At 72.2% G+C, this 6,688-nt stretch carries 5 protein-coding genes and 1 pseudogene; all 6 read right to left on the bottom strand.

Features of this window, described 5'->3' with window-relative positions:
• Positions 1-301, bottom strand: a pseudogene (locus tag ACY5KJ_RS14050) (hypothetical protein); the annotation flags it as partial.
• A 59-nt stretch (positions 302-360) separates the two neighbouring features.
• Positions 361-1,017: a hypothetical protein gene (locus ACY5KJ_RS14045; protein WP_462203545.1), complete on the bottom strand. Its 657-nt coding sequence runs from the start codon at positions 1,015-1,017 to the stop codon at positions 361-363.
• Positions 1,018-1,243: 226 nt separating this feature from the next.
• The gene (locus tag ACY5KJ_RS14040; protein ID WP_462203544.1) at positions 1,244-2,539 is read right to left on the bottom strand and encodes a DMT family transporter; all 1,296 of its coding nucleotides are present in this window, start codon (positions 2,537-2,539) and stop codon (positions 1,244-1,246) included.
• Between the two features lie 206 nt (positions 2,540-2,745).
• Positions 2,746-4,146, bottom strand: a complete 1,401-nt coding sequence (locus ACY5KJ_RS14035; protein ID WP_462203543.1) for a hypothetical protein — start codon at positions 4,144-4,146, stop codon at positions 2,746-2,748.
• 62 nt (positions 4,147-4,208) lie between these two features.
• A complete protein-coding gene (locus ACY5KJ_RS14030; RefSeq protein ID WP_462203548.1) occupies positions 4,209-5,255 on the bottom strand; it encodes an LLM class F420-dependent oxidoreductase in 1,047 nt (348 codons plus the stop codon).
• Between the two features lie 206 nt (positions 5,256-5,461).
• The coding region (locus ACY5KJ_RS14025; RefSeq protein WP_462203542.1) for an XdhC family protein at positions 5,462-6,688 on the bottom strand (1,227 nt) is incomplete at its 5' end.

Genomic DNA, 6,688 nt, shown 5'->3' with positions numbered 1-6,688 from the left:
GCGCGAGGCCGGAAGGGTGGGATCCGGCGGGGACGGTGACGGTGAACGCCACGTGCAGACCGGCCTGGACGGCCAGCACCAGTCCGGTGAGGCGCCTGCGTGACATCCGTCGGGCGGACACCCCCCAGCAGACCCGGGCGGCGAGTACCAGCCCGATGACCGCCATCAACAGTGACGGGGTCATCGCGCAGGCGGCCGTGTGGGCGGTGACGGCCAGGCCGACGGCCACGGCGGCCACCAGGACGGACCGGACACCTCGCCCGACCGTCGTCGCGGCCCAGATCACAGACCCGCGCCTCACATTTCGCATCTTAGAAGATCCATCTGTGGGGTAGAGCGTTGCGTCGGCCTTGGCGGGGGTCAACGGCTCCGCGGGACGAACAGGTGCGCCGCGCCCGCGTCCGTTGAACGTCTTGGCAACGGCGATTGCCAGGATTTCAGCGCAAGGGCGGGTGCTTCGATGGCATACCAGCTTGCGAGGGCGGCGAGGGAGGTGACGGCGAGGGAAGCCGCGATGTGCACGACGACGGCACCCGTACCGATACCCGCATCGGCCCCGGCTTCGAGCAGGAGCAGTTGCAGCGGCCAGGCGTAGACGTAGATGCCGTAGGACAGATCGCGACGCGCCCCCACCCGCGACAGCCCCCGTCCGGTTCCGGCGTACAGCAGCAGGTAGGCCAGCGGGGCCAGGGCGAGGGGCCGGTAGGCGTGGGGGATGAGCAGGCCCGCGGCGAGCAGGCCCGCGGCGGCGATGAGTAGGGCCCGGCTGCGCGGGATGCGGTCGGCGTAGAGGAACATCGCCGCCCCGATGAGGAAGACGGCCGTGTACTTCAGGATGTGGGAGTCGGTGAGCCGGTTGGCGCCGAGGACCACCCCGCCGACGGCGAGCAGCCACCCGCCGACGGCGAGGGTGAGGACGAGCCCGCGGCGGCGGCGCAGGATCCCCACCGCGCCGAAAACGCCGACCATCAGGTAGCACAGCGATTCGAAGAACAGGGTGTGCAGGGGGCCGTCCACGGCCTGCCCGGCGCGTCCTATGGATGTACCAGGCTTGCTCGGTCTCACATGGCGACCACAATCCGTATTGAAAATGGTTTGTCTAGATTCGTCAACACTGTTGATTATCTTGAAAAAACCAAGCGCGAACAGGTGACCCAGCAGCTCGTGGCCCGGTCGCGGCACGGCGGCGCGCCGGCAGGGGTTCGCCCCGGTGCACGACCGCGGACCGGTCCCGGTCGACTGACTATCGCGAATGATTCCTCTGAGCCAGGACGGCGCCGGCCTCACCGCGCAGTCGATCCGCCCGCCGGCGAAGCTCGTCCGCCCGGGTGTCGAGAGCACGCCGCGCGGCGAGCAGTTCCCTTTCCGGCACGGCATCGTCCCCCAGCAGGCCCCGCTCCCTCGGTCGGGACCCGTTCGAGGGTCGGGGCCCGTTCGAGCCCACCCGCCCGGCGACCGGCCGCATCCGATCGTCGAACCGGTGCCGTTCGTCCACGAGGCTCGCCAGCTCCGCGCCAATGCGGTCGAGGTCCCGGCGCAGCCGGCGGCGCGCGCGGCGCAACGCCGGCCCCGGGACGCCGGCCCGCCGGCTGCGGCGCAGGTCGGCGCGCAGCCGCTCCAGGTCATGGTGCACCTGTTCCTCCAGCCGGGACAGCCGCCCCTGGGCCTGCCTCGCCACCAGCCGCGACATCTGCCCGGTGATCAGCGGAGACGTCGCCAACGTGCGGACACCCGTGACCATCACGGCCAGTCCGAGCACCTCACCGACCAACGCGAGGGGCGCCAGCCGCAGGTCGCCGCCCAGCAGGGCCACCCCGATCACCACCCCGGCCAGCGGCTCGCTGCTCACCGCGGCGGGCAGCGACGCCGGCAGCGGCGCCATCTCGTAGGCGCTCTGCAGCAGCAACGCACCGACGATCGCCGTGGCCACGACCGACCAGGGCTGCCAGGACACCAGGACCGCATCGATCCCGCGGGTGGTCAGCAGGTGACCGATGCTGCTGGTCAGGGCGGCCTGTATCGCGGACAGCAGGCCCACGGCCGTGGCCAGCATCGGGGCCCGCCGGGCAGCGGTGAGCCGCCGCGTCCCCCACACCGCACCGCATACCAGCCCGCCGGCCACCGCGCCGGTGAGGACCCAGCCGAACGTCGAGACGGCCCCCGGATCGCCCGGGTGCGGATCTCCGGCGATCAGGAAGAGCACGAGGCCACCGGCCGTCGCCGCGGCCGCCGCCCAGTCGCGGCGCAGCACCGCCCGCTGCGCCAGCAGGGCGGCGAGCGGCAGGGCGAACAGTAGCTGGCAGATCTGCAGGGATTCGACGAGGGCCACCGCGCCCCGGCTCAGCGCCGCCGCGGCCAGCACACTGCCGACCACCGCGACGGCGACCCCGACATCCCACCACGGTCGCCGCACCAACCACAGCAGCAGCCGCAGCCGCAGGACGTCATCGGGCGGCGCCCGGAAGGCAACCCGCTGCTGGATCACCGCGGCCACCGCGAAACACACCGCGGAACCGAGGCCGAGCAGATAGGTCGCCACTCCTCCTCTCCTCCTCGATCCCGCGACGTACCTTCCCGGGGAAGGCCAAGGCCTCACACGGCCGGCCCGGTGCGGTCCGGCAGCTCAGATCCCGCTCATCATGCCTGCCGGATCCAAGATCAGGGAAATGACCCCGGCCGGGACCACACCTTCGTCCGCCGCCGGGTAGCACGCCCGGGCTCGGAGGATCCGCGCGGGCGGGGAGGTCACTCACGGCCGACGGCACGGGTCTGCTTGTGGAGCTGGTAGATCCAGGGCGGGATCGTCGCCCAGAACACAATGACGTTACCGATGATCACCCCTTTGGCTCCGCCGAGGAGGAGGCCCGTGACCGGGCCGGCGAGCAGGAAGGGCGTGAAGAAAAGATTGATCCAGAAGGTGAGCCTGGTCCGGCCGAAGGCGTAGAGCACGGCGACCGGTCCCACCGACAGCGCCGGCCCGGCCTGCGCGATCATCGCGAGGAGAAGGAGTTCACGGGTCTGGCTCCAGGTGTCGCCGAGCAGGGCCGCCCCGGAATCGTCGGGGAGGATCAGGAAGATGAGGGTCCACAGCACGCTGGAGGCAACCACCAGCGCGGACACGGCGTAGGCGGCGCGGATGATCCGACGGGCCGGGGCGCCCCTGCGGCGGGCGAACTCGGGGATCGCGAGGCTCATCAACGCGACGGCCAGGTTCGTCGTGGGGGCGAGCAGGGTCTGCAGACCGCGCAGAGCACCGACGAGCGATGGCGAGCCGATCCCGGCGATGATCAGAATCGACGTCTGCTGCGCCCCCTGGACCGTCACGAACTCGGCGGTCATGAAGCCGGTCGTCTCGCGGTGACCAGCGAACCAGGCGAGCGCCCGCCGCGGGGCGGGCCAGACCCGATGCTGCCCGATGCCGACCACCGCGGCCAGCGCCGCGGCGGCACCCCAGACGAGGACCATCACCGGCGCGCCGCCGGCCGCGGCCCGCCCGCCGATGGCCGCCTCCGGCCCGCCAATGGCCAGCAGGACGATGCCCACGCCCATCCCGGCCGCCCAGACGAGATCGTTGACGACGGCGCGGAGGGGGCGTCCCTGGGCAAACGACGTGTAGCGCCAGGCGTCCTGCACCAGCAGGGCCGGCATGACCACACCCATCGCGATCAGGTTCGTCCCGACCACGCCCTTGAGGACGCTACCGACCGCCATCAGGCCGGCGCCCACGACGGCACCGAGTACCAGGGCCAGGCCGGACGCGGCGCGAGCGGCGGCGCGGAACGCGGCCGGGGCGGCGGCGTAGCTGATCCCCAGGGGCGCCGTGGCAGCCGCGCGCGACAGGCCGACGACGATCGCGAAGATCGTGTAGGCAATCGCGAACGCACCGAACTCGGTCGGGTCGACCCGGCGGGCGATGATGAAGTTGATCGCCGCGTTGGTGCCACTCGACACGACCTGGTCGACGATCGTCCACAGCGCGTTGGTCCGGCCGCGGGACCGGGACGGGTACGGATCGGCCGCCGGTAGATCCGCTGCCGCTGGATCCGCCACCCCTGGACCCGCCGCGATCTGCTCACGCGTGTCACCGTTGGTCAGACCGTCGGTGACGGCGGGGCCGTCACGATACGCCCACCGCGGTCCGCCCACGCCGATGACCCTATCGTGACGTAAAAGTCATCTTGGAATCCCCCGCCTCAGGCGGAGAGCCATCAAAGGCCGTCGGCGAGCTCGCGGATCTGCTCGATGAGACGCACCCGCTCCAGGTGTGTCGGCGCCACCGGATTGACCGCGAGCGTCGTGACCCCGGACTCCGCGAACACGGCGAGCCGCTCGGCCACCCAGCCGCGCGGCCCGATCAGGGAGAGCCTCTCCAGCAGGCCGGCCGGCACCGCGGCGGCGGCTTCCCCCTTACGGCCCGCGAGGTAGAGGTCCTGGACGAGCTTCGCCTCCGCGGCGTAGCCGTAGCGGTGGGCCAGGTCGTTGTAGAAGTTGCGGCCCCGCGCGCCCATGCCCCCCAGGTACAGCGCGACCTGCGGCCGGTCGGTGTCGCGCAGCGCGGTGACGTCGTCGCCGACGGCCAGGGAGGCCCCGGCCCAGACGTCCAGGGTGCCGAGCGCCGGGTCCCGCCTGGCCGTACCGGCCCGCACCGCCTCGCCCCACACCTCGTCCGCGCTGTCCGGCAGGTAGAAGGCGGGCATCCAACCCTCGGCGAGCTCGGCGGCGAGCTCGACGTTTTTCGGGCCGAGCGCGGCCAGCACGATCGGGATCCGGTCCCGCACCGGCCGGTTAATGATCTTCAAAGGCTTGCCGAGACCGGTCCCCCGCCCCGCGGCGAGCGGGATGTCGTAGTGACGGCCGTGGTACTCGAGGACCTCCCGGCGCCAGACCTTCCGGCAGATCTCGATGGTCTCGCGGGTCCGGCCCAGCGGGGCATCGTAGGGGACACCGTGGAAACCCTCGATGACCTGCGGCCCCGACGCGCCGATCCCGAGGGTGAACCGCCCGCGCGAGACGAAGTCGAGGCCCGCGGCGGTCATCGCGATGAGGCTCGGGGTGCGCGTGTAGAGCTGCATGATCCCCGAGGCGATCTCGACGCGCGAGGTCCGGGCGGCGAGGAACCCCAGCTGGCTGACCGCGTCGAAGCTGTAGGCCTCGGCGACCTGGATGACCTGGAGCCCGGCCTTCTCGTAGTCGGCGAGCCCCGAGACGGTCTCCTCGAAACCTCCGCTGTACCCCAGCGACATCGCGATGCGCACGTACGCCACCCCTCCGGCCAGCTCCCGCCACGGCCCCGTCGACCCTGGCGTCTCACCCCCTGAGTTTGACTCCGGCCGCGGTTCGGGCACCACCGATCACGTCCGGGGTGTCGGATCCGGAGAACTGGGGCCGGGAGAGTTGTCTCGTCCTTTTATGATCTCGTCCTTTTATGATCTTGAACGCGGATGCTCGTCAACACCGTTGATTATCTTGCTGTTCCCGTGCACCCGTCCGCGGCCTCGGCGGGTTCGGCGTGGATGCGGCCGCGGGTGGCCCGCAACAGGCGGCCGCTCCCGCCCCACCGGTTCTGGATGATTTCCGCGGCGATGGAGACGGCCGTCTCCTCGGGCGTGCGCGCACCCAGATCCAGTCCGATGGGTGAGCGCAGCCGGGCCAGGTCTGGCTCGCTCACCCCGTCCTCGCGCAGCCGGCGCAGCCGGTCGGCGTGGGTGCGCCGCGACCCCATCGCCCCGACGTATCCGGCCGGGGAGCGCAGCGCCGCGCGCAGCACCGGGAGGTCGAATCTGGGGTCGTGGGTGAGGACGCAGATCACCGTGCGCGCGTCGACCTCGGTGCGGGCGAGGAACGCCGCCGGTCGCTCGCATACCACCTCGTGGGCGTCGGGGAACCGGCGAGGAGTGGCGAAGACCGGCCGCGCGTCGCACACCGTCACCCGGTGACCGAGGAAACGCCCGATGCGGACCACCGCGGCGGCGTAGTCGATCGCCCCGAAGACCAGCATCCGCGGCGGGGGCGCGAACGAACGGACGAACACCGGTACCGCGTCGGGTCGCCGCTGCCCGCGAGGGCCCTCCTGCCCGCGGCGGCCCCCCTGCCCGTGGAGACCGTAGTGACGCAGGCCGCTGAGCCCGGCCGCGAGCATGCCACGGGCCTCGTCGAGCCCGGACACCTCGAGCCCGGACACCTCGGACGCACCCGACGAACCGGCGGTCCGTTCCGGCCACACCACGACCTGGCTGCCCAACCGCTCGCCACCGGCCACGGTCAGCAGGGCTACCGGCTCGTCGGCGGCGATCGCTGCAAGGACCGCGTCGAGCGGCGATGGCCCCAGGTCCGGCTGGCCCGGTGGGGGCGACAGATCTGACCCGTCGGGCAGGTGCGGCAGGTGCGGCGTAACAACGAGATCGATGACGCCGCCGCAGGTGAGCCCGGCGGCGAACACGTCGTCGTCGCAGATCCCGTAGGTCTCGAAGGCCGGCGCCCCCGTGCGGACCACCTCGGCGGCCACCTCGTACACGGCGCCCTCCACGCAGCCGCCGGACACACTGCCGACGACCTCGCCGTCGGCAGCCACGGCCATCGCCGCACCCGGCTGGCGCGGCCCGCTGCCCCGGACATCGACGACCGTGGCCACGGCGAACGCGGTGCCCGCCGCCCGCCACCGGCGCAGGGTACCGGCGATCTCGCGCAC

This window comes from Frankia sp. CcWB3 (genome assembly GCF_977927595.1).
This window is presented reverse-complemented; position numbering and strand designations above follow the sequence as displayed.